19 protein-coding genes are annotated in these 20,905 nt (G+C 39.2%); 7 read left to right on the top strand and 12 right to left on the bottom strand.

The annotated features are described in order from the left end of the window. Nucleotides 1-84: 84 nt before the first annotated feature. Both hutH and BDR01S_RS22195 read right to left on the bottom strand, forming a co-directional pair. Nucleotides 85-1,611 carry a histidine ammonia-lyase gene (gene hutH, locus BDR01S_RS22200; protein WP_066251256.1) on the bottom strand — a complete coding sequence of 509 codons (1,527 nt, stop codon included), beginning with the start codon at nucleotides 1,609-1,611 and terminating at the stop codon, nucleotides 85-87. 312 nt (nucleotides 1,612-1,923) lie between these two features. Further along, nucleotides 1,924-4,113: a DNA topoisomerase III gene (locus tag BDR01S_RS22195; protein WP_066251254.1), complete on the bottom strand. Its 2,190-nt coding sequence runs from the start codon at nucleotides 4,111-4,113 to the stop codon at nucleotides 1,924-1,926. A 198-nt stretch (nucleotides 4,114-4,311) separates the two neighbouring features. On the opposite strand from BDR01S_RS22195, the gene BDR01S_RS22190 reads away from it, so the two are divergent. The 4 genes from BDR01S_RS22190 (at nucleotide 4,312) to BDR01S_RS22175 (ending at nucleotide 8,307) form a co-directional block, all read left to right on the top strand. Further along, nucleotides 4,312-5,580: an MDR family MFS transporter gene (locus BDR01S_RS22190; RefSeq protein WP_066251249.1), complete on the top strand. Its 1,269-nt coding sequence runs from the start codon at nucleotides 4,312-4,314 to the stop codon at nucleotides 5,578-5,580. Between the two features lie 344 nt (nucleotides 5,581-5,924). Then, a complete protein-coding gene (locus BDR01S_RS22185) occupies nucleotides 5,925-7,157 on the top strand; it encodes an aminopeptidase (protein ID WP_066251247.1) in 1,233 nt (410 codons plus the stop codon). A gap of 75 nt (nucleotides 7,158-7,232) precedes the next feature. Further along, nucleotides 7,233-7,622: a large-conductance mechanosensitive channel protein MscL gene (gene mscL / locus BDR01S_RS22180; RefSeq protein ID WP_066251245.1), complete on the top strand. Its 390-nt coding sequence runs from the start codon at nucleotides 7,233-7,235 to the stop codon at nucleotides 7,620-7,622. 49 nt (nucleotides 7,623-7,671) lie between these two features. Then, nucleotides 7,672-8,307 carry a Bax inhibitor-1/YccA family protein gene (locus BDR01S_RS22175; protein WP_066251244.1) on the top strand — a complete coding sequence of 212 codons (636 nt, stop codon included), beginning with the start codon at nucleotides 7,672-7,674 and terminating at the stop codon, nucleotides 8,305-8,307. A 37-nt stretch (nucleotides 8,308-8,344) separates the two neighbouring features. Here BDR01S_RS22175 and BDR01S_RS22170 read toward each other — a convergent pair whose 3' ends face one another. From BDR01S_RS22170 to safA, 9 genes are all read right to left on the bottom strand, one after another. Further along, the gene (locus BDR01S_RS22170) at nucleotides 8,345-10,087 is read right to left on the bottom strand and encodes an aromatic amino acid hydroxylase (RefSeq protein WP_066251241.1); all 1,743 of its coding nucleotides are present in this window, start codon (nucleotides 10,085-10,087) and stop codon (nucleotides 8,345-8,347) included. A 275-nt stretch (nucleotides 10,088-10,362) separates the two neighbouring features. After that, on the bottom strand, nucleotides 10,363-11,832 hold the full coding sequence (locus BDR01S_RS22165; RefSeq protein WP_082797541.1) for an RNA-guided endonuclease InsQ/TnpB family protein: 1,470 nt from the start codon (nucleotides 11,830-11,832) through the stop codon (nucleotides 10,363-10,365). Between the two features lie 361 nt (nucleotides 11,833-12,193). Next, nucleotides 12,194-13,528, bottom strand: coding sequence for a polysaccharide biosynthesis protein (locus tag BDR01S_RS22160; protein ID WP_157406232.1), 1,335 nt, complete (start codon nucleotides 13,526-13,528; stop codon nucleotides 12,194-12,196). Between the two features lie 119 nt (nucleotides 13,529-13,647). Continuing rightward, complete coding sequence (locus tag BDR01S_RS22155; protein ID WP_066251236.1) at nucleotides 13,648-14,280, bottom strand: response regulator transcription factor; 633 nt, start codon at nucleotides 14,278-14,280, stop codon at nucleotides 13,648-13,650. After that, a complete protein-coding gene (locus BDR01S_RS22150) occupies nucleotides 14,273-15,328 on the bottom strand; it encodes a sensor histidine kinase (protein ID WP_066251233.1) in 1,056 nt (351 codons plus the stop codon). Before BDR01S_RS22150 ends, BDR01S_RS22155 begins: the two co-directional genes overlap by 8 nt. Next, nucleotides 15,325-16,065 (bottom strand): cell wall-active antibiotics response protein LiaF, encoded by a 741-nt coding sequence (gene liaF, locus BDR01S_RS22145; RefSeq protein ID WP_066251230.1) that lies wholly within the window; start codon nucleotides 16,063-16,065, stop codon nucleotides 15,325-15,327. Before liaF ends, BDR01S_RS22150 begins: the two co-directional genes overlap by 4 nt. 149 nt (nucleotides 16,066-16,214) lie before the next feature. Further along, entirely contained in the window at nucleotides 16,215-16,859 is a 645-nt protein-coding gene (locus BDR01S_RS22140; RefSeq protein ID WP_066251227.1) for a PspA/IM30 family protein, read from the bottom strand. Between the two features lie 213 nt (nucleotides 16,860-17,072). Next, nucleotides 17,073-17,420 carry a lmo0954 family membrane protein gene (locus tag BDR01S_RS22135; protein ID WP_066251224.1) on the bottom strand — a complete coding sequence of 116 codons (348 nt, stop codon included), beginning with the start codon at nucleotides 17,418-17,420 and terminating at the stop codon, nucleotides 17,073-17,075. Between the two features lie 150 nt (nucleotides 17,421-17,570). Continuing rightward, complete coding sequence (gene safA / locus BDR01S_RS22130) at nucleotides 17,571-18,185, bottom strand: SafA/ExsA family spore coat assembly protein (protein WP_066251221.1); 615 nt, start codon at nucleotides 18,183-18,185, stop codon at nucleotides 17,571-17,573. A gap of 131 nt (nucleotides 18,186-18,316) precedes the next feature. On the opposite strand from safA, the gene BDR01S_RS22125 reads away from it, so the two are divergent. The 3 genes from BDR01S_RS22125 to BDR01S_RS22120 all read left to right on the top strand — a co-directional run bounded on the left by BDR01S_RS22125 (nucleotide 18,317) and on the right by BDR01S_RS22120 (nucleotide 20,583). Further along, nucleotides 18,317-18,691 carry a DUF1360 domain-containing protein gene (locus tag BDR01S_RS22125; protein ID WP_066251219.1) on the top strand — a complete coding sequence of 125 codons (375 nt, stop codon included), beginning with the start codon at nucleotides 18,317-18,319 and terminating at the stop codon, nucleotides 18,689-18,691. 94 nt (nucleotides 18,692-18,785) lie between these two features. Next, the gene (locus BDR01S_RS25930) at nucleotides 18,786-18,926 is read left to right on the top strand and encodes a hypothetical protein (RefSeq protein ID WP_169801472.1); all 141 of its coding nucleotides are present in this window, start codon (nucleotides 18,786-18,788) and stop codon (nucleotides 18,924-18,926) included. A 121-nt stretch (nucleotides 18,927-19,047) separates the two neighbouring features. Further along, a complete protein-coding gene (locus tag BDR01S_RS22120; RefSeq protein ID WP_066251216.1) occupies nucleotides 19,048-20,583 on the top strand; it encodes an FAD-dependent oxidoreductase in 1,536 nt (511 codons plus the stop codon). A gap of 57 nt (nucleotides 20,584-20,640) precedes the next feature. Here BDR01S_RS22120 and ypzF read toward each other — a convergent pair. Beyond that, nucleotides 20,641-20,905 (bottom strand): protein YpzF (gene ypzF / locus BDR01S_RS26110; protein ID WP_066363336.1); only part of this gene is annotated, 265 nt, incomplete at its 5' end.

Raw genomic sequence — 20,905 nt, 5'->3', positions numbered from 1 at the left:
CTGGACAATTTTCAAATTCGATATTATACTTTCTTACCTTCAGAAAAGGCGTGAGTACTTCACGCCTTTTTATATTTTATAGCCCTAGAATTGGCCTTTTTCCATACTCAAATTTCTAATAAAATGTGAAAATTCAATTGCTTTTAACCAATCAGCTGCTTTTTCAATATCTTTGGAAAACACCCTGTCTTGTTTAATGGAAGCAACCTGTTCACGGCCCTTATCGTAAAACTCTCTTGTTTGCGTGGCCATTTTTTCGACCCCTCGTATTTCTACTGCCTGCATGGCACAAATCAATTCAATTGCCAAAACCCTTCTTGCGTTCTGGATAATATGATAAGCATGCCTAGAGGCAATCGTCCCCATACTAACATGATCCTCCTGATTAGCAGACGAAGGAATCGAATCGACACTGGCAGGATGAGCAAGTGTTTTATTTTCTGAAACCAGTGCCGCCGCTGCATATTGCATAATCATCGCGCCCGATTGCAGACCGGGCTCAGGGCTTAGGAATGCCGGCAAATCATTGAGCTGCGGATTGACTAGTCTTTCAATCCGTCTCTCTGAGATATTCGCTAGTTCCGCTACGGCTATTTTCATAAAATCCATCGCAAAAGCAATGGGCTGCCCATGGAAGTTTCCTCCTGAAATAACCTTTTCTCCATTATCAAAAATTAAGGGGTTATCAGTTGCTGCATTCATTTCGATTTCTAATTTTTCTTTCACATAATCCAATACCTGCCATGATGCTCCGTGAACTTGTGGAATGCAGCGCAGAGAATAAGCATCCTGAACCCGTAACTCCCCCTGCTGTGTTGTTAATAGACTATCACTTAAATAACGACGGATTCTTGCCGCAGTGTCAATTTGCTGTTTGTAGCCCCTTGCAATATGAACTTCTTCCGCAAATGCATCGATAATTCCATTTAACCCTTCCAATGTCATCGCGGCAATTAGCTCACTTTCATAAGCCAGCTGCTCTGCCTCCAAGTAGCCGATAACACCCATTGCTGTCATCGCCTGGGTCCCATTAATTAAGGCCAGGCCTTCTTTTGCTTCCAATGTAACCGGTAAAATCCCCTCTTGCTGAAGCGCATCAAAAGCATCGATTTGCTTACCTTTGTAAAATACTTCTCCTTCCCCAATTAAAACTAGGGCAAGGTGAGATAGCGGGGCTAAATCCCCGCTCGCACCAAGGGAACCCTGCTGTGGGATGACGGGAATGATATCTTTATTCACTAACTCTAATAACTTTTCAATAACAAGCGGCCTGACACCTGAAAAGCCTTTTAGGAGTGCGTTAGCACGAAGCAGGACCATTGCTTTAGAGACAATTTCCGGAAAAGGGTCGCCTACTCCGCATGCATGGGAGCGAATTAAATTAAGCTGCAGGTCTTGAACATGATTCTTATCAATCAAGACGTCGCTAAATTTACCAAATCCAGTCGTAATCCCATAAACTACCTTTGATTCTGAAACAATTCTTTCGACGGCTTCGCGACTCTTCTTGACTGCCTCCATGCTCTTATCAGAGGCATTGACCTTTTGCTGGCGATATAATATATCTTTCATCTGCTCTAATGTTAAGCTTCCACCAGTAAGTGTGATCATAACGTCTCTCTCCTCTACCACTGTAGTATAATAAAGAAAGAGGCTGGATTCCGAATCTACATGATTTGGAGTCCAGCCTCTTTTATGATTAATTGATTGAATATTTTTAGATGCCTCATGGGATCATTCCATTCTATAACTATCTTATTGATAATTATTGTATGAGATGAATAGCTTATCTGTCAATCGAATTTTCAGAATTTTAGCACGATAACACTTTAGTGGGATAACAAATGAAAGATGAAACGTTCATGTTACAAAATAACTTGAGAGATACCGTTATACTACTTAACAAAGTCTTTTTTTGAAGATCTACTTCAAATTAAGTTTTTTTAAAGCATCAGCCAAAGCTGTATTAATTGGCTCTTCTTCTTTGTTTTGGTTTTTCAGATACTTTTGCACCGTATTTTTATCCACTTTACCGGCAGATTCCTTTTTACGGCGCGCTTCGAAAGCAGATAGTTTCTCACGATGGCCGCATTTACATGTGAAAATTTGTCCTTCCCCTTCACCGCGAAGCTCCAGTTTTTTATGGCATTGTGGGCAGCGCGCATTTGTAACTCGCGAAACATTTTTTCGATGTCCACATTCACGGTCTTGGCACACAAGCATTTTGCCCTTTTTCCCATTTACTTCAAGCATTGGTTTCCCGCAATCTGGACATGATTTTGTTGAAATATTGTCGTGCTTATACTTTTTATTAGTTGCTTTAATATCAGCAACGATTTTTTTTGTGTAGTTTTTCATTTCGTTAATAAACACTTCTTTTTTCAACTTGCCATGTGCAATTTGATCAAGCTTTTGTTCCCACTCAGCTGTTAAAGTCGGGGATTTAAGCTCCTCAGGAACCAAGTCAAGCAATTGACGTCCTTTTGAAGTAATATGAATGTCTTTGCCTCGCTTCTCGATAAGAAATGAATTGAATAGCTTTTCAATGATATCTGCACGTGTAGCAACAGTACCTAGTCCACCCGTTGATTTTAAGGTGTCTGCCAATTGTTTATTATTCGTATCCATATACTTCGTTGGATTCTCCATTGCCGACAACAATGTCGCCTCATTAAAGCGGGCAGGCGGCTTCGTTTGACCTGAAGTTTGGGCGATCAGTTTAACGTTTAAGGTATCGCCTTTTTCAATCCGGGGCAAAATCTGTTCCTTCAGATCATCACTTTCATCGTCCTCAACAAGTCGGTTATTATAAACCTCTTTCCATCCAAGCGATAAAATAGTTTTTCCTCTAGCAACGAAGTTTTCCTCACCGATTTTAGCACGAAGCGTTAATTGCTCGTACTCGAATGCCGGGAATAGGACAGCTAAGAACCGTTTAACAACTAAATCATAAATTTTCCTTTCCTTATCTGTAAAGGCTGAAAAATTAACATATCCTTCAGTAGGAATTATCGCATGGTGATCGGATACCTTGCTGTCATCTACAAAAGATTTAGAGGCTTTGATTGGCTTTTTTAGGACTTTGCTTGTCAGTAAACGATATTCACCAATCCCACATGCCTTCAGACGCTCTGGTATAGTTGGAACAATATCCGATGAAATAAACCGCGAGTCTGTCCGCGGATAGGTTAAAACTTTATGCTGCTCATACAGCTTCTGCATAATGTTTAACGTTTCCTTTGCAGAGTAACCAAAGATTTTATTCGCATCACGTTGTAGTTCTGTTAAGTCATATAGACCTGGTGAATAAGATTTTTTCGGTTTTTTTTCAATTTCCGTTACTTTAGCATTTTGCTTCCCAAGTTTTTTTACAATCACATCAAGTTTCTCTTTATCAAAGCTGCGGCTGTTGCCTTTTACATCTTGCCAAGTAAGCTTTAATTGATCTACTGTTTGTGCTTCAATGCCGTAATAGGTTTGTGCTTTAAAGTTTCTAATTTCGTCCTCACGGGCTGCAATGATTGCAACAGTAGGTGTTTGTACACGTCCACAGTTTAGTTGGGCATTGAATCGGGTTGTTAACGCACGGGTTGCATTAAGACCAATATACCAGTCAGCCTCAGAGCGGGCGACAGCTGAAAAATAAAGGTTTTCATACGCTTTTCCCGGCTTTAAATTATTGAATCCATCTTTAATGGCCTTATCCGTAACAGAAGAAATCCATAGACGTTTTATTGGTTTGTTTATTTTCGCTTTTGTAATTATCCATCGAGCAACTAATTCACCTTCACGACCACTATCGGTTGCAATTATTATCTCCCCTACATCAGAACGAAGTAATTGGCTTTTTACCGAATGAAACTGCTTCCCTGTTTGCTTAATAACTACAAGCTTCAAATCATTGGGAATCATAGGTAAATCTTCAATTTTCCAGGTTTTATATTTATCGTCGTAAATTTCTGGGTCAGCAAGAGTAACTAAATGCCCAAGCGCCCATGTGACTATATATTTATCTCCTTCCAAAAAACCGTTACCTTTTTTATTACAATTTAACACTCGTGCTATATCTCGAGCGACTGAAGGTTTTTCGGCTAAAATTACACTTTTTTTCACTGTATTTAAACATCCTTTCAACAAATCATTGAACTTTTAATATAACATACAAATTCTTATAATGCAGAATAGCAAAGATGTGGTCATTGATACTAGCTAATGGTAAGCACGATTTGATGTGGATACTATTTCAGTTGTAAGTTTATCTATCAAGATAGTATGATAGTATCGTCAAAATTCTAGAAACGAGGACAATATATGAGGATTAGGGATTGGGATCCTAATTTAAAAGTTCGCTTATTTAGCGAAGCGATGATGAACATTACTTTTTGGATGTTTTTTCCGTTCTTAACGATTTATTTTGCTGAAGAGTTCGGTAAAAGCAAAGCAGGTCTATTATTAGTTTTTTCTCAGATTTTTTCAGTAGTGGCTAATTTGATGGGTGGTTACTGTGCGGACCGTTTCGGACGGAAACGAATGATGGTTATGTCTGCTATTGGTCAAGGACTCTCGTTTATCGCCTTTGCCTTCGCTAGTTCACCTTGGTATCAATCCCCATGGATGGGATTTATCGCCTTTGCAATTGCCGGAGTATTCGGTTCCTTTTATTGGCCTGCCAGCCAAGCGATGGTAGCGGATGTAGTCGATGAAAAAGATCGTAGTAATGTATTTGCGATTTTTTACACATCTATCAATATTGCCGTTGTCATTGGCCCAATTCTAGGTGCAATCTTTTATGTTCCCTATCGCTTCCAACTCTTGCTTGTGGCTGGGGTGATGTGTATTTCGTTAGGGCTTATCCTAGCCAAATGGACACGTGAAACATTTCCAGTCAAACAAAACACTTCCTCGCCTGACGGGAAATGGTATTACTTTTTAAAAAATCAATTGATGGATTATTCACTCATTGTTAAAGATAAAACCTTCCTGTTATTTATCCTTGCAGGTGTTTTGGCAGGGCAAACGTTTATGCAATTGGACTTATTAATTCCAGTTTATATCAAGGATGGCTTTCAATCTCAAAGTCTTTTTTCACTTGGGAATTGGTCGTTTTCGGTTAATGCTGAGCAGGCATTCGGATTGGTGCTCGCTGAAAATGGCTTCCTCGTCGCCCTGCTGACTGTAATCATCACAAAGTGGATGAGTAAATATTATGAAAGGAATGTATTCGCTCTCTCATCTGTTGTTTACGCCATTTCAATCATTCTTTTTAGTCAAACTACCTGGATTTGGGGATTAATGACCGCTATGGCAGTTTTCACTTTCGCAGAATTAATGGGGGCTGGGCTCCAGCAAAGCTTTGTATCAAGACTTGCTCCTGAGCATATGCGCGGTCAATATTTCGCCGCGGCAAGCCTTCGTTTTACCATTAGCCGGACCATCGCACCGCTTGCGATTCCAATGACGGTATGGCTCGGCTATGGGTGGACATTTTTTGTCTTAACTATCCTTGCCCTCTTAAGTGCCGGAATGTATTGGGTGATGTTTTATTCGTTTGAAAAACAAGGGATAGGAACCCAGATATAAAACTTGTCAATAAATAATTTAAATTTGTACTAAATTGTTCACATTTGCCCATTTTGTATTATAATTAACTTAAAAAGGTAATTAATATAAGGGCGGTGGAAACAATGGAATTATCCCAGTTCATGTCTCCAACTTCATTGTCAGGTATTATTACATTCTTGGTCCTCTTTTCTACAGGTGTTTATTTTAATATAAAAGTATACGGAAGCAAGTTACAGTAAAGATGACAATCTTTACTGTTTTTTTGCCTTTATTAAGGTATCTCTCTGCATATTAGCTCTAAGTTTCTTTTTCAAATTAAAAACGATACAATAAAGGAAGATCCAGAAAAAGGAGACATACATATGAGTGATTTTAAAAATACCCTCGAGAAATATGCTGAACTTGCCGTTAAGGTCGGCATAAATGTTCAAAAAGGCCAAACCTTAGTTGTGAACGCCACCCTAGATGCTGCAGAATTTGTTCGACTAATTGTTAAAAAGGCGTACGAAACTGGTGCACAGAATGTCATTGTCAACTGGAACGACGATACCGTGACGAGAACAAAATATGATTTAGCTCCAGACGATGCTTTCCTTGAGTACCCTGTTTGGCGTGCCAAAGAAATGGAAGATTTAGCAGCTCAAGGTGCTGCCTTTATGTCGGTTATTTCGACTAGCCCTGATTTGCTGAAAGGCGTAAATCCAGAACGGATTGCCAATTTCAATAAAGCTGCTGGTAAAGCACTTGCGAATTACCGAAAGGCAGCCCAATCTGACAAGGTGAGCTGGACTGTTATCGCTGCCGCTGCGCCGGCATGGGCTGCTAAAGTTTTCCCGAATGAGCCTGCAGAAAACCAAGTGAACAAGCTATGGGAGGCCATTTTCAAAGCTGTCCGTGCAGACCTTGACAACCCGGTTGAGGCTTGGAAAAAACATGATGAAACCCTTCATGAAAAGGTTCACTATTTAAATGAAAAAAGATACCAAAAGCTTCATTACACAGCGCCTGGTACAGACCTAACGATTGAACTGCCTGAAAAGCATATTTGGGTCGGGGCAGGCAGTGTAAATGAAAAAGGCTTTGAATTTATGGCCAACATGCCGACAGAAGAAGTGTTCACTGTTCCTTTACGAACAGGTGTGAATGGCACAGTCGCCAGCACAAAGCCTCTTAGCTATGGCGGCAACATCATTGACCGTTTTTCGATTACGTTTGAAAATGGAAGAATTGTTGGCGTGAAAGCAGAAGAAGGCGAAGACATTCTGAAGCGGCTGGTCGATACAGATGAAGGATCGCATTATCTTGGTGAAGTGGCCCTTGTACCAGTTAATTCACCAATTTCACAATCAAATGTGCTTTTCTTTAATACATTATTTGATGAAAATGCATCAAATCATTTGGCAATCGGCAGTGCCTATGCTTTCTGTATTGAAGGCGGCAAGAAAATGTCATCTGAAGAATTGAAAGAGAACGGTTTGAACGAAAGTATTACCCACGTTGACTTTATGATTGGTTCTACTGAAATGAACATCGACGGAATAACTGCCGATGGAAAAACAGAACCAGTGTTCCGAGGCGGAAACTGGGCTTTCTAATGCAGGTACATAAAGAGTGGGGCTTCCCTGCTCTTTTTTTTCAAATTATAACAAAAGAGCTTGGAGGATGTTTTTATGTGGAGTGAATTTAAACAGTTTGCCATGAAGGGTAATGTCATTGATTTAGCTGTCGGTGTTATTATTGGGGGAGCGTTTGGGAAAATAGTTGCTTCTCTCGTAGCTGATATTATTATGCCTATAGTTGGGTTAATCATTGGAGTCGTTGATTTTTCGAAACTCACCTATGGGACATTAGCCTATGGAAAATTTATTCAAACAGTGGTTGATTTCTTAATTATTTCTTTTTCCATTTTCCTATTTATAAAGTTGCTTAACCGCTTTAAAAAGAAAGAGGAACCAGCAGCGGTCATTGCGAAAGTAGACCGTTCAGAAGAATTATTGGCTGAAATTCGCGATTTATTAAAAGAAGATAAAGATTTTTTCAGAAAAAATGAAACATCTTGACCCATTCATCGTATATCTTTAGTAACAAATAATTTTTGAGGTGAAAAAATTGTACACACAAACATCTAGTGAATTTTTGCCTTCTGTTATACGTACGTTTGCCCTTTCCCTTGCGATTGCTTTCTTAGGCACCATGGCAGGAGTATTTGTACCAGATAGTTTATTTATGCCGCTAGCGATTCTAGAATTTGTGATGCTCATGATCGCATTCTTTTTCAGACGTAAAAAAGCCATTTCCTATTCATTCCTATACGTTTTTACATTTATCTCAGGAATTACACTTTACCCCATCGTCGCCTATTACACAGCTGCTGCAGGTGCAAACGTCGTCGTCATGGCCTTTGCTAGTACAACTGTTGTTTTTACTGGCGTCGCCATTTATGCCACTAAATCCAAACAAAACTTTTCCTCTTTAGGTGGATTTCTACTTGCTGCTTTACTTGCTTTAGTCGTGATTTCCATTTATAACATCTTCTTTCCATTAGGCTCGACAGGTATGCTTGCTTTCTCCTTTATTGGAGTGGTCGTATTTAGTGGTTATGTTCTCTTTGACTTCAGCCGAATGAAGCATTACGGTGTCAGACCTGAAGAAGTACCATTGATGGCCTTGAACTTATACTTGGATTTTATTAATCTATTCATCAGCATCCTTCGTATTTTGGGAATTCTATCTAGCAGGGACTAATGGAGAAAGGAGCTTGGATTTCCAAGCTCCTTTTCCTTTAACTATTTTTTAGTAAGGTGAATCCGCGTTGAATCACTTGATTGACTGACTTTCCCCAGTTTTTATTTCCTAACTTCTCAGTAATACTTTTTACATTGGGATGGCTGTTATTTTTCAACTGATAGAGTTCAAGTATTTCTAATCTCAGTAACCACTCACTGGGATAGTTTTTATCGAGGGTCACAATCACCTGATCCATTCTAGACCAACTCTGTTCATTCCACACCTGCCCCTCTCGCAAGCTGCGGATTTCTGCATACAGGCTTTCTAATTCATTCAGTTGCTCATCTCCTGAATCCTCGATACTGTCTGTTTCAATTGTTGGCCATTCAAAATAAGCATCTGGATCTGCCGCGCCTGCAAATACAGACGTTATGCCTGCGCCAACTGCCATATCATACGTCCCCCATGATGGCTCAAAAAGGACTTGATTCTTATATGTTACTTGGCAATCCTGAAAAGAGATTAAGATGGGCCTGCCAGCTGATAACAAAATGGTTTTCACGACCCCCGTTACATTGACCCCGCTTTCAAATTTCAAAATGGCTTCGCTTCCTTCAATCATGCCTAAATCCTTTAATTGAATAGACGAGCAATTTTCTAATGCTATCTTTCCTTCCAGACTTCCGATTGGTGTTCCAAAGCCTTTATGATGGGTATCCCTGCCATGACCGACTAATTGCTTCTGTTGGAAGGATAGTGCGGTCGGCCCTTTTGTTCTGATATAAATGGCTTCTCCATTCTCATCCTTTACTATGGTTGCCAGTGTCCCCGTCACTTGCAATCCAGACGAGAATACAAACGTTGCAAGATTATCAGATTGCAAGGCTTTTTCCAGACTTTCCGTGCCCCCTTTCATAAATGCCATGGTCGAAGCAAATTGATTAATAGCAGAAGCCAATTCATCAAAATCTTTACAAACAAATAATTGCGGCTGTGGCTTGGTGACATCATATGGAGTCTGAATACATGCTTCAACTGAAAATGGAATCTTCTTTACATCATCGGCTAAACAGCTTTGGCTCTCTCCAACTGATGAGAGTAAGCCCGCTCCATAAATCTTCGGATGATTCAAGTCTCCAACTAATCCATATTCTACCGTCCACCAGAAAAGTCTTGAAACCATATCGGCCTCGGATAACCCTTTCACCTTTTTTCTAGCTTCTGCTACCAAGTTCTCTGCATCTTTAACCTGCTCTGGAGTTGATTTAGGATCTTCAGCTACAATCGTTAAATGGCGTACCGCCATAAACACCTCTAACTTCTCTTTACTGGAGAGCGCCTTTGCTCCCATCTCACCGATTTTTCTAACAAATTCCCGATAAGATTTATCTAATAGAATCGGCGCGTGGCCAGCTGCCTCATGAATCATATCCGGTGCAGGGGTATAGGCAATGTTTTGGATGTTTCTTATTTCTGTCGCAATCGGTAAAATGCCATTTGCCAAAAAGCCATAAAATGCGGAACCGGGAATTAACCCATCGATCGTAACGGCGCCCCAGCCGATTTTGGCCAGACTTTTATTCATATCATCTACCTTTGGAATCGATTCCGTTTTAATACCCGAATCCCGCAGGCCGTTTACGTAAGCTGGATGAGCAATTTCTTTTAAAAAATAATGATTTTGCTTCATAACGAATCGCCACACCGCGTGATCAATGGGTGTATAGCGATGGTAATACTGTTTTGAAATATAGGGCTGTAAGTGCGCCTGGCCTCTTTTTTCTCCTTTTCCAGTCATGGTGAACATTCTCCTTCACAAAGAATATTTTACTGGTATTATCATGCGATTGACTGCTCCTTTATTGAAGGATATGCTAAAAAAGTAGCGAGTAAAACCTCCTGATGAATGCTCCCGACACTAAATTCCCTTGGGGTAATTTGAAGTGAGGGTTTCTAATGTATCGATTCTAAAAAAGCAAACGCTTAACATTAGCGGGGCTGTCACATCGGCGGTCTATTCACGCCCAGACCCTCTATCCCATTGGTCTTATTTTTGTGCCGTTGGGACTTCTTTTAAATAATAATACTTTGCGGATTCCATAAATTAATCGTTTCGATATTGAAGAAACTATCTTTTTTCAATCTGCAAACCGCTTTTTTCATGATATTAGCTGCACCATTAACGTCCGCGTTGATTAGTAATCCATGTTTTGAACGGTATAACCCTCTTTTTATACGTCTTCCGGAAAATATCTTTTTTTCGTTATTTTCTCCATAGGTCGGAATCTCGTCTCCATCTAAAAAGCTAGCTTTGGATGTGTAAGACTCTTCTGAAACGTAAACTTGGATGCCCTGTTGTTCAGCTTTATACTTCACCATTTCAATAAACAAACGATGAGGAATATGGACAAACGTTTGATTATTGCGTTTTCCGATATTAACTTCCTGTTTCCACCCTTTATTTTGACCAATGATGATCGTATGAATGTTTTCTTCTAAAGCTAGTTTAACGACAATATTACTTGCTTTATGAAAAACATCTTTAATTTTCAGGAAGCGATTTTGGTGCAGATGCTCTAATCGTTTTGTAGTAAATGGACCTTCATTTGTTTGTTTTCCATGTCTTATGATGCCTAAAAAATAAGCTTTCATTTTGTTGTAGTATTGATTAATGGATTTGACACTTTTGCCCTTTATCAATGTAGGTTTTCGACCTGTATTGGTAACGATGGTTGCTAAATTGTCATTTCCTAAATCAATACTCATATAACGACCATTATCTTCTTTTTCAATCGGTTCCGAAGGGACATCCATCACCAACTCAACGACATACTGATTATACTTCGGTATCACTCGAACCTGTTTTAATTTTCCGTTCGATAAACCTAATTTTCCGATGTTTAATTGTTGTTTAGTCTTAGGAAATTTTAAAAACTTATTATTTTTAATCACACAATCCTGATTCGTAAAAAGAACTTCCTTTTCTTTCGCACGACTATATTTTGGAATCTTGGGTTTCGCTTTGTATTTAGTTGGGTTTTGTTTGTAATCTTTTAAACTAGCATAAAATGACTTCCAATTCTGAAACACCGTTTGCATGATGCCTTGACTGGATTGTGTTGGCAAAGAACGATAATCGTTTTGAGCAATTTTTTTAAATAAACTATCCAAAAAGTTATAGTCAACATAAGGACTTTCCTTGAAAGGGACCTCAAATAAATGGCACTTAATTTCCTTTTGTTTATCTTTTGGTTTTGACTTTTGCTTTTCAACCCTCTTATGATAAGCTAACAATTGAGAATCATTCATTTTATCTATATTGTTGGTTATCGTGTCTAAGACTTCTATTTGCAGCGGTTGAAGCGCTTTATTACTTGTTAATCCTGTATATACTTGGCGTATATAAAAGTTAGTAGTGTTAAACATGTTTTTGGCATTTTGAGTCATATTTTGAAAATACCCATACATTCGATGACCCTTTTTAATCCAAATCTGTTGGGTTATATAATTTTTATTTACTTCTTTTTCTGTTGCAATTTCCATATTTTTCACCCCCTTTATCAGGATTATACCAAACCTACGTTCTTACATACCAGCCATCTACCTCAACTTAAATAAAAAAACCAGTTCACCCCCCTCCTTAATTAAATTTGAAGAAGGGGTACTATTGGTAAGTTTGATAGATGTCTTCAGCAAGTTCCTTATTCTTCACTAAAGATAAAATATATTTATAAATGACCCTTCTATGTTACCGAAGATTGCTTTTTTCCTCCTCCACGGGCACAATTAAAAAACAACCATTTCTGGTTGTCTATTAATTGTGCCTGGCAACATCCTACTCTTCCTCATACTAATAGACGGAATGGATGGATAAACCCCTACACTTCTGAAGTTTTTTTACTAATTATCGCTCAGTGGAATTTTGAATCAGCCCTTTCATAAACAAAGTAACACCAATTTTCTTACAAATCGTTAAATAATGCATGAGTGCTAACAATACAGCTCCAGTATTCATCCCAATAATCACGCCATTCATTCGCCATTCCGGCATCGCTGCAAGCAAGAGAATGAGTCCAAAGGAGATGATCGTTGACCAAATGATATGAATAAATGTCTCTTTAAGTAGATTAAGTCCAAACAAGAATGCCTGCATCGGCATGATAAAGAAGTGAAATAAGAAAAATGGCCAGAGTAATTGTAAATACAGAGCTGGTGTTTCTGATTTAAAAAATAGCGAAGTTAATTCCGGTGCAAAGAAGTAGAAAATGGCTACGGCTGCGACACCATATACAAAGGTGAGCTTCATCACCTGTTGAAGCATTTTTTGGAGCCGATGATAATCGCCCTGTGAGTATGTCTTGGATACAGCTGGAATAAGAACGACCATAAGCGAATGAGCAATAAATGCCGGGAAAAAGCCAATTGACATGGCAACTCCCATCAGCAGCCCAAATTGCTCGGTCGCTACGATTTCACTCATGCCGGAACGAATCAAGGCTGCCTTAATAATAAAAGGCTGAATCGCACCACTGAATGCTGAAAACAGACGAAGACCCGTTGTTGGAATCGATACTGCCATTAAATTCTTCTGAACTACCTTTTGTTTCAAATTAGAAAATGGCTGTCGTTTCAATTGCTGAAACTGGATAATGAACATGTAGAATAAATAGAGGAACACAACAATCTCGCTTCCAATAAATGTCCCTATGGCGATTAACAATGACTCGGATGTATCAAAGGCAAACAAACGAAAGAGGAGAAACAGACCAGCGAGTTGAATGGTTTTCCTTAGAAAATTAGAGACGGCTATTTTCCCCATTTGTTGCTTGCCCATAAAATATCCCCTCGCAACGGACGTGAAGGAAATGATTGGGATCAAGATCAAAACAAGCCATCTAACGTAAGGATGATATTTATCAAACACAGGAATAAACGGAATGATCACAGTAGCAGCTAAAAAAAGTACAGCTGAGAACACAATCGTAATCGAAATGGCATGATGAAGGATATTTCTGTGATAACGGTCTTCCCTTTCTGCAATAAATTTTGAAATCGATACAGGCAACTCAAAGCTCGCTAGTAAAACAATAAAGAATATCGATGGCAAAATGGACATATACAGTCCCAGCCCGTGTGGTCCTAACTCTCGAGCAAGAATCATATTTACAAGAACTTCGATCCCTTCCCCCAAAAAAGCAGCAGCAGCTAAAAAGAATATTCCCTTATAATAAATCCCCAATTTTTTCTCCTCCATACTAATCTCACTTTTATAAACTTATGAGACAAGTCCTTTGATTAGTAGGAGAATTTTTTTAGAAACACGAAAAAAAGGGCTCGTAGCCCTTTTTATTCCTGAGTTTATTTTATTAAAGAATGCTTAAATGCGTATATGACTGCCTGTGTTCGGTCTTGTACGTTCAGTTTGCTTAAAATATTGCTTACATGGGTTTTGACCGTTTTAAGGGCAATAAATAAATCATCGGCAATGTCCTGATTGGTTTTTCCTTCTGCCATTAAAAGTAATATTTCAATTTCACGTGTTGTAAGGTCTTCATGTGGCAGATGGGTATTCTTTTGGCGCATTTTCACCATCATCTTTCCGGTTACTTCCGGCTCCAGGACCGATTGCCCATGGTATGTAGCACGAACAGCATTGGCAATTTCACCCGCTTTAGAGGTCTTCAGCATGTAGCTGGTCGCCCCCGCTTCTAGTGCAGGGTACACCTTTTCATCGTCCAAAAAGCTTGTGACAATAATAATCTTTGCCTCAGGCCATTTTTCAATAATTTGCCGTGTCGCTTCAATCCCATCCATTTCCTTCATCACTAAATCCATGAGAATAATATCAGGACGAAGTTCGAGGGCAAGCTCCACACCCTTTTTTCCATCGTCTGCTTCTCCAACTACCTCAATGTCCGGCTGAGCTGATAAATAAGAAGAAACACCGATTCTCACCATTTCATGGTCATCAACAAATACAACTCTAATCATTGGCACCATCTCCATTAATCATCACCGGAACCTTCACTTCCAGCCTTGTTCCTTGATTTTTTACACTTACCACTTTTAACGTCCCGCCTACTTCAACTGCTCGCTCATGCATATTTTGCATTCCATAGGAGCCTGCTTTCATTTCATTTACATCAAAACCAATTCCATCATCAACAATTCTTAGGATGACAAGATCATCCCGTTTAACCATTAGCACCTCGAGCTTGCTAGCCTTCGCGTGCCTTAACGTGTTAGAGATAGACTCTTGCAGGATACGGAAAAGATGATCCTCTACCCCTTTATCTAACGGAAACGCCTCGGTCTTCCATTTAATATCCATCTCAACCTTTTGAGATAATTCGATTAATAACTCTTCAATTCCTTCTTGCAATGTTTTATTTTTTAAAGCAATCGGTCTCAAATGTAAAAGAAGTGCGCGCATTTCTAACTGTGATTGGTGGATCATCTCTTCAACTAATTTCAATTGCTTTGCTTCACGATCGTTTTCTAATTCAGACTGTTGCTTTGTTTCATTGATTGCTGACATCATCATTGAAGCAGCAAATAATTGCTGACTGACAGAATCATGTAGTTCACGGGCGAGTCGGTTCCGCTCCTGTTCAATTATTTCTTGAATTCTGCCTTCTAGGTCTTCCACCTTTTCAGTAGCTAACCGTTGTGAAAGTTTAGCTTGCTCTGACATTTGTTTGCCGATTTTATCAATTCGATTGGCAATCAGTTCCATTTCCGAAATCACAGGTTTCTCCTTGATTTCCAACTGTTTTCCTTCCTCTAATAAATGCAAGGAATGTTCAACCGATAGAAACTGCCTTCTCCAATACATCCCCGAAACTGCACCTAAAAGAATTCCAACAGCAATACTAAAGGCCGGGATAAAGATAACAAAAGGGATATTAATGAAATGTTTACTCCACAATTCCGCCCAACTGTTTAGTGGGAAAACATAGATAAAAATGGCACCGACAATGAGAACAATGAGAAAGGAAAAGCTGACACTCCAGAAAATTTGACGCTGGGTTGTGCTCATATCCGGCTCACCTCTAAATTTCCAACAACGAGCGAGGTGAAAATTTTCACTTTTTGCTCTGCCGTATCATAACCAGGTGTTTTTAGGTGTAACACCCGATTGAATAGTTTAGAGTCATGCTCCTCGAAAACCGTTGATGAACCTACGATGCAAGAATGCTGGATACTTATATCAATATCATAAGGAACAAGGATTTGAATATTCCCGATGAGATTGCGAATAAAGATGACTGTTTCACCTTTTGGCAGCATCGTAAGGCTCAAATCAATGATCGTATCACCAATACCTGCCTGGATGTTTACATCATTCCATTCATAAGCTCCCGGAGGGGTTTTTTGTTGACCAAGGACGATATTTTCAAACAATGGTTCCGTTCTAATCATCGTTTCTTCATGGATAGTTGGTTCCATTGTAGTGATTTCAGGTGTGAGCTTCTTAGGATGCTTTTTGGCATATAAAAATTGAATAAAAAAGTGCATTAAAATTGCAAGCAATAAAAATTTAAAAGTCATCGTATTTACGATACTAAGGACAAGGAAAATAATCCCACCGATAAAGAGGATCTTCCCTATCTTTTTCCCGGTTCGCTTGCGTCCAAGATAAATCATGCCGCCAGAGATAAAAAGAGAGAAAATAAGCCCATGCCCACTTTTAAAGAATAAGATTTCCATGACAAGAATGATGACACCAGCGATGAACATCCAGCCAACATAATCATTCTTAGTATTTTTAAACATGGCCCACCCTCCCTTTTTAATTTTCTGGCTTGCTTATATTTTTCACTTATTTTTTATTTATGGTCAAAAGGCGTAGAAATCTACGCCTTTATTGTCTAGCTCCAGCGCCTAGGTGCTTACGCTTTTATATTAGAATACCATATTTGTTATTATATGGACTTGCTTTCTTCCAATTTCATTTCTTTTTCTAGCTGTGCAACACGAGCATCAATCGTATCTCGGTAGTATGAACTATTCACTTGATGTTCTAAACGGTCAAGATAGTTTTCAATGTCCTTAAACTTTGAATAAGATTTATCTGAGTAGTTATTAGCATCAAGAACCTGGTTGATTTGGTGGTTCGCACGAGTAACATTTTCACGCCCCATCAGTTCCATCCTTCTTAGATGCATATCTTTTAGCTTGTGCTTCATTTCTTCATATTTTCTTTCTAAATCTACTAGCTGACCCTTTACTTGTTCAAGCGAAGAACTCAAGCGGCCGGCACGGTCTGCATATTGCTGATATTCTGTTTGAGCAAACTGATTAAGCTCTGATTCGCCTGCTTTCGAAGCGACTTCAGCTTGGTACTTTCTTTTTTCTGCTAACTGGGCAGCTTGGTGATATTCTCTTGTAAATTCATCTTTAAGTGTGTATTGGCGTTCCAATAGCTTTCTAACTTTTTCTGTCTCTTGCTCACATTGACGTAGGTATTGGTTTAATAAAGCAATCGGATTTTGTTTATCCTTTTGATCAAGCGCCTCATGTAAATCTGCTGTAATCGTATTTTTAATTCGTGTAAATAAGTTTGTCATGTTTATTCTCTCCTTTTAAATTTGGTTTTGTTAAACTTGTCTGTTGATTTCCGCTCCATACGCTTCGCTTTCCGCGGGCGTGCCGGGGAGCCTCCTCGGCGCTACGCGCCTGTGGGGTCTCCCCTGCCCCGTACTCCCGCTGGAGTCTCGCGCATTCCGCTCCAATCAACAGAGTGTGTAAAATCAAAATTTAGCATTAATACAGCCTTAAATTTAATAATTTTTTAATTCATTCCACTGTTTTTCAAAGTTAACAAATGGGTCAGATTCTTCCTTGACGGCCACGTACTTTTTCTCGTTCCACTTTTTATAAATGAGGTATAGCACATACGCAGCAGCTACTCCAATGATGGCTGGGGCGTTATGGATAGATGCAATCAGGACGATAAATCCGATAATTCCCAGCCCAATTTTTTTACCTGTAGATTCAGCTTTTAAAAACATTTTGAGGATGAAATAGAGGAGCACCAGACTAACAAGTAATCCCACCATTGGACCAATAGTTGAAAGCAAGATCATCGCTGCAATTCCGCCTGCTAACAGTAAACCAAATTTTTTCATTTTGTTTTTCTCCTTTCGTTATCTTGACTTCATCTTACCTTTTTTCTTTGTTCTTCATAATTGCGCTTAAGCTTGATTTTCATATCGGTCCTAAGACGTAGAAAAGGTCAGCCCCTTAGCATGATGCTTAAGAAACTGACCCTGATGTGCTTACTTTGATATAAACATTTGAACCCAATAGTGACGTTTTGAGCCACCCTGTGAGTAGCCCACTCCGATATAGGTCGATTTGGTGCTTAAAATATTCGCCCGGTGACCAGAGCTATTCATCCACGCTTGAACCACGGATGCTGGTGTAGTTTGCCCCGCAGCAATGTTTTCCGCGGCTGAACGATAAGAAATTCCAAAGTTTTTCATCATATCAAACGGACTTCCATAAGTAGGACTTGTGTGACTAAAATAGTTTTTATCTCTCATGTCATTGGCTTTATAACGAGCGACCCTTGAGAGCTCCCAATCCGGTGTTAATGCCTTCAAACCATTCTTTGCACGCTCTTGATTGGTTAACTGGATGACCTGGCTTTCGATACTCTTAACAGAATCAAAACTCGGTATAGTCACCTTTTGACCCGGATAAATCAAATTCGGATTCGTAAATTGGCGGTTTGCCGAAATAATTTCCGAAATTCCAACCTGATACTTGACTGCGATTTTCCAAAGTGAGTCCCCCGGCTGAACGGTGTAGATTTGCTGGGCAAAAGACACACTCGGAATACAGAATAGTGATAATAAAAACAGAAAACTAAACCAAAAAGATTTTTTCATTTTTTCGCCTCCTCCGAATATATAATTTTGATTTCAGGCTCAAAATATACAATGGATTAAAAAATTAATTATTTGCTTTGAATTTTAATTTTTAAGTCTTAAATCAATGCAGATTTATTGGAGGACATAATGTGAAGGATATTTCTTGGCTGACCTATATCATGTTAATTTTAGCAAGCTACCGATTAACCCATTTAATCGTCTTTGATAAAATTACTGAATTTATCCGTAAACCCTTTGTTAAAAAAGTAAAGATAGAAACCGATGATGGCGTAAAGACCAAGGAAGTTCCCACATCGATGTTTGGATATTTATTAAAATGCTATTGGTGTGCAGGTGTTTGGAGTGCAGTCTTACTTGGTGGTGCCTATCTATTATTTCCTCGCATTACTTTTGTCGTTATTTTAATTCTCTCAATCGCCGGGGGTCAGTCGATTATTGAAACCTTTGTCGGTGTAAATATAAAAAAAGTCGATTATTATTCTGAGCTGAAGAAAAAGGATTAATTCGTTTATTTGGCAAAATTCATCCCTCTTGTGCATATACCTTTAGAAAAGCATCCGAACTATTTAGGTATTAAGCACAAAAGGGGGATTTATCATGGCAGCTATTTGGTGGATTACAACCATCGGTTTTGTCCTTTGCCTTGGCTTTGTAGGAGGAACCTTCTTTCATTTCCTAAGAAACTCCCTTGATTCTGAAGATGCCAAAAGAGTCGATAAAATCGACTCCGATAAATAACGTTTGGAACCCTGACGCGGCAGGGTTCTTTTTTATTTTTCAAAAAGATTTTTCCTCTATCACATTTTTTTCTCACTTTAGGAAAAATTAAACATAATCACATTTAATATGGAGGGTACATATGAGCTCAACTGAGAAAATGCCTAAATTCCCAAAAACGTATTGGCGGGAGATAGAGTTACCTGCTTTTAATACATTAGAACAAGATCTTTCTGTCGATATTGCGATTGTTGGTGCCGGGATCACTGGAATTACCGCTGCATATTTGCTGTCCAAAGAAGGCTTAAAGGTGGCCCTCTTAGAAGCAGGCAGTGTCTTGAATGGTACTACCGGCCACACAACAGCGAAATTAACGGCACAACATGACATTATTTATGATGAATTAATCAATCACTTTGGAAAAGAAAAAGCACGGCTTTATTATGAATCACACATGAATGCCATTCAGTTCGTTGAAAGCAGTGTGAAAGAAAAGGGAATTGCATGTGATTTCAGCAAGCAAGATGCCTTTGTTTATACAACGACGGATGAGAATGTTGAAAAGCTTAAAACGGAATGGGAAGCATATAAAAACCTTGCAATTGATGGAGCTTTAAAGGATACGATTCCTTTTAATATTCCTGCTAAAGGCGCTCTCGTCATGCACAATCAAGCCCAGTATCACCCACTAAAATTTCTAAAAGCACTTCTTGAAGAGGCGGTGAAAGCAGGCTGTTCTGTTTATGAGAATACAGTCGCTTCAGACATTGAGGACGATGATACCGAACCAAAAGTTGTTACAAAGTCAGGATATAGGGTCACATGCAAGCAAGTAATCATTGCCTCCCATTTCCCTTTCTATGATAAACCAGGGCTTTATTTTGCGAGAATGTATGCAAGCAGGTCTTATGCAATCGGAATTAAAACAGATAAAGACTACCCTGGAGGTATGTATATCAGTGCAGATACCCCTCCTCGTTCGATTCGTTATACACCGCTTGATGGGGAAAAAGAAAAGATCTTGATTATCGGCGGAGAAAATCATAAAACCGGGCAGGGTGTGAACACGCTAGAGCATTATGAAGCACTCCAAGCGTTTGCTGAAGATGTTTTTGGGATTAAGGAGTACGATTACCGCTGGTCTGCCCAGGATATGGTTACATTAGACAAACTCCCATATATTGGACATTATACAGAGGGCCGTGAGAATGTTTTTGTAGCTACCGGTTACAAAAAATGGGGGATGACAACAGGAATTCTTGCAGGTCACTTGTTAACTGATTATATTATGAAGCGCGACAACCCATACATGGAGCTCTATGCACCGTCCCGATTCCAAGCTGACCCTGACTTAAAAAGTGTCATCACAACCAATGCAGACGTGGCTAAACATCTAATTAAAGGCAAGCTTGAGTATACAGATAGGTCCCCGGATGATTTACAAGCGGGCGAAGGCTCCGTTGTCATGTATAACGGTAAAAGAGCAGGTGCTTATAAGGATGAGAACGGTAAACTTTATGTTGTCGACACGACCTGCACCCATCTTGGCTGTGAATGTGAATGGAATCATGCTGAAAAATCTTGGGATTGCCCTTGCCATGGGTCCCGTTATGCTTATTCAGGCGATGTGATTGAGGGTCCTACGAAAAAAGCGTTGGAATTACTTGCAGAAGAGTGATTTGATAACTGGTTAAAGCAAACAGCGCCTCCTTACTCTAGAAGGAGGCGCTGTTTCTTATTTACTATTTGGTCGATTGTGTTTTAATGCTTCACCCGTTGTAAATTCAACCAGTTCTTCACTATCTCTCATTGGCTTTTTACTATTGTTATTTCGTTGGGCATTGGCATTTCCTAGTTTCGTTCTTCCCACAAATACCATCTCCTTTTTGAGAAATACATTGATAGTATGAGTGAAAATAATCAGTCTTATTCTTTTTGGAGGATAGGCACTTTTACAAACTACCATTGATTTCCACGACACCTCGGTAAGATAAAGCCCC

This window comes from Neobacillus drentensis NBRC 102427, from assembly GCF_001591445.1.
GTDB lineage: Bacteria > Bacillota > Bacilli > Bacillales > Cytobacillaceae > Neobacillus > Neobacillus drentensis.
This window is presented reverse-complemented; position numbering and strand designations above follow the sequence as displayed.

What these genes read in the sequence shown, in the direction of transcription:
- BDR01S_RS22185 (WP_066251247.1), top strand. Translation starts at nt 5,925, where the DNA reads ATGAGTGATTTTAAAAATACCCTCGAGAAATATGCTGAACTTGCCGTT.
- hutH (WP_066251256.1), bottom strand. Translation starts at nt 1,611, where the DNA reads ATGATCACACTTACTGGTGGAAGCTTAACATTAGAGCAGATGAAAGAT.
- BDR01S_RS22155 (WP_066251236.1), bottom strand. Translation starts at nt 14,280, where the DNA reads ATGATTAGAGTTGTATTTGTTGATGACCATGAAATGGTGAGAATCGGT.
- BDR01S_RS22120 (WP_066251216.1), top strand. Translation starts at nt 19,048, where the DNA reads ATGAGCTCAACTGAGAAAATGCCTAAATTCCCAAAAACGTATTGGCGG.
- safA (WP_066251221.1), bottom strand. Translation starts at nt 18,185, where the DNA reads ATGAAAAAATCTTTTTGGTTTAGTTTTCTGTTTTTATTATCACTATTC.
- BDR01S_RS22165 (WP_082797541.1), bottom strand. Translation starts at nt 11,832, where the DNA reads ATGGAAATTGCAACAGAAAAAGAAGTAAATAAAAATTATATAACCCAA.
- mscL (WP_066251245.1), top strand. Translation starts at nt 7,233, where the DNA reads ATGTGGAGTGAATTTAAACAGTTTGCCATGAAGGGTAATGTCATTGAT.
- BDR01S_RS22170 (WP_066251241.1), bottom strand. Translation starts at nt 10,087, where the DNA reads ATGACTGGAAAAGGAGAAAAAAGAGGCCAGGCGCACTTACAGCCCTAT.
- BDR01S_RS22140 (WP_066251227.1), bottom strand. Translation starts at nt 16,859, where the DNA reads ATGACAAACTTATTTACACGAATTAAAAATACGATTACAGCAGATTTA.
- BDR01S_RS22150 (WP_066251233.1), bottom strand. Translation starts at nt 15,328, where the DNA reads ATGAGCACAACCCAGCGTCAAATTTTCTGGAGTGTCAGCTTTTCCTTT.
- BDR01S_RS22135 (WP_066251224.1), bottom strand. Translation starts at nt 17,420, where the DNA reads ATGAAAAAATTTGGTTTACTGTTAGCAGGCGGAATTGCAGCGATGATC.
- BDR01S_RS22190 (WP_066251249.1), top strand. Translation starts at nt 4,312, where the DNA reads ATGAGGATTAGGGATTGGGATCCTAATTTAAAAGTTCGCTTATTTAGC.
- liaF (WP_066251230.1), bottom strand. Translation starts at nt 16,065, where the DNA reads ATGTTTAAAAATACTAAGAATGATTATGTTGGCTGGATGTTCATCGCT.
- BDR01S_RS25930 (WP_169801472.1), top strand. Translation starts at nt 18,786, where the DNA reads ATGGCAGCTATTTGGTGGATTACAACCATCGGTTTTGTCCTTTGCCTT.